The organism is Variovorax sp. P4_D9 (assembly GCF_056401695.1).
Genome location: NZ_JBFUIU010001324.1, coordinates 1 through 1721, shown reverse-complemented (window position 1 = coordinate 1721; position 1721 = coordinate 1). Strand labels below are relative to the sequence as shown.

Annotated in this window: 3 protein-coding genes and 1 pseudogene; 3 read left to right on the top strand and 1 reads right to left on the bottom strand. The window is 60.9% G+C overall.

Features of this window, described 5'->3' with window-relative positions:
- Positions 1 to 377: 377 nt before the first annotated feature.
- The 3 genes from AC1DY5_RS54490 to AC1DY5_RS54480 all read left to right on the top strand — a co-directional run bounded on the left by AC1DY5_RS54490 (position 378) and on the right by AC1DY5_RS54480 (position 1210).
- On the top strand, positions 378 to 554 hold the full coding sequence (locus AC1DY5_RS54490) for a CDGSH iron-sulfur domain-containing protein (RefSeq protein ID WP_478122505.1): 177 nt from the start codon (positions 378 to 380) through the stop codon (positions 552 to 554).
- 137 nt (positions 555 to 691) lie between these two features.
- On the top strand, positions 692 to 922 hold the full coding sequence (locus AC1DY5_RS54485; RefSeq protein ID WP_478122504.1) for a hypothetical protein: 231 nt from the start codon (positions 692 to 694) through the stop codon (positions 920 to 922).
- Between the two features lie 42 nt (positions 923 to 964).
- On the top strand, positions 965 to 1210 hold the full coding sequence (locus AC1DY5_RS54480) for a hypothetical protein (RefSeq protein WP_478122503.1): 246 nt from the start codon (positions 965 to 967) through the stop codon (positions 1208 to 1210).
- Between the two features lie 323 nt (positions 1211 to 1533).
- Here the strand turns inward: AC1DY5_RS54480 and AC1DY5_RS54475 are convergent.
- Positions 1534 to 1721: pseudogene (locus AC1DY5_RS54475) on the bottom strand (amidase); the annotation flags it as partial.

The window sequence follows — 1721 nt, the reverse complement described above, 5'->3', positions numbered from 1 at the left end:
CACGCGTAGATCCCATGCCTCGTGGATTTGTCCCGGCCGCAATACCTCGTACAGCTGCCGCTCAATCCCGTGCGCGTGGACGAGCCCAGTGGCAGCTTTGTGTCGGGCAGCGTGAGTCCGCTCACCGGCTTCCACCGGCAGCAACCGCTGCAGAGCTGAAGTTCAGGTCGCAAAGTCGAAGGACAGCAACGGGCCCGAACCGGGCTTACAGCGGACTGCAATGGAGCCGAGAAGCGGCCGTTGGATGCTCGCTGCACCTACGCCGGCGGAACTTTGAAAACCCGACCGGTGCAATTTTGAAAGCAGCGTTCGTAAGCTGTTGATTTCCTYGAGCATCAAGGTGAGACAACCTTGAAGGAGCTCACCGATCTCCGAGCATTCGCATTGCACGAAACGGCCCCTATGAAGTTCAGGGCTTTGATCTTGACACCGAGGCTTGGAGCGAAGGCGCCTCGCGTGAGCGCTTTACCCTATGTCGCTGCGGCGGATCGAAGAACAAGCCATTCTGCGACGGTACGCACCGGAGCATCAAATTTCAGGACGACGACAACTGAATGATGGACGGCTTGCCATCGTCTGACCCAACACGGTGAGACCCGTCGTTTGAGGACGCAGGCTCGCGCCGCCTCACATCGACCGTCTGCTTCGCGGCCGCGTATCGAGATCTGCGAACGTCGCTGATGGGCCCTAAATGCTGACGGTGCAGTTGGCCGCGGAGCTGAAGGGAACGAGCATCAAGGTCAACTCGGACGACCCCGGCTTCACCGCCACCGACCTGAACGGCCACCGCGGCTACCAGACCGTGCCCAGGGCGCAGCGGCCGCCATCCGGCTCGCGCTGCTCCTGGACGACGGACCCACCAGTGGTTTCTTCAGCGCCAGCCAGCAAGAGCCTTGGTAAGCCGGCCCGCTCCGTGCGCTAGAAGCGCCATGCGGCGCAAGGTAGACGACCAGGCAGTGCGGGCTTGCTTTCGCTGGTCCATTCCGCGGAAGCGTTCGATGATGCGGCAGCTTTACCGCACCGGGCCAACAGCCGTCGCCGCAGCCAAAAGCGGCCGGTCGACATCGCTTCAAATTCGCGGGATAGCGGTCGTTTGCGGCGCTCGCACAACGAGGTCGGCGACGCTTTTCATGAAGCGCGTGACACGCCATTGGCGGTGTTCGCAAGAACGCTCGCATCGTCCTATCAACCGCCAGCGTCAATTCAGTAACTCAACCCCGTTGCGCTTCGGCCTTGAAACCGCCAAGCATTGAATGGAACGCAGAGAGTGGCCGCCTTTAGGATGGAGTTGGCTGAACTGGATATGCGCAACACATCCGCTGCGTGAACCGAACTGTCGGATTGGTTGGAGAYCAAAGCGCATGTGCAGTGAAGGAGAGCGACCGCCAGAGGCAAACGGCACGTGGCGGCCGGTATCAGATTGAGTTTGTTCTACGAGTGCAGAGCGCGACATAACCCGCGGAAGCTACTTGGCAGTACAACCGAAATAGCTTCCACTGCGCGTTGAGGAAACCCCTGTGCAATACAACCGCACTAGACGACCGAAGCATCGTGCGTGGCGTCACGATTGGCCGAATCGAACACGGGGGGCGCCGTTACGATGGACTTGAGGCTTGGCTCGGCTGGTTGCAGTCGCGACAGGTTGGGTCGCGGGCGACGCAGTTCAGCGTGGTCCGCGAAGGCACCTTCCAACGCATGCGCGGCACCGAGCACCTGATGAT

Coding starts and splice junctions, on each gene's coding strand:
- AC1DY5_RS54485 (WP_478122504.1), top strand. CDS start 692: ATGCTGACGGTGCAGTTGGCCGCGGAGCTGAAGGGAACGAGCATCAAG.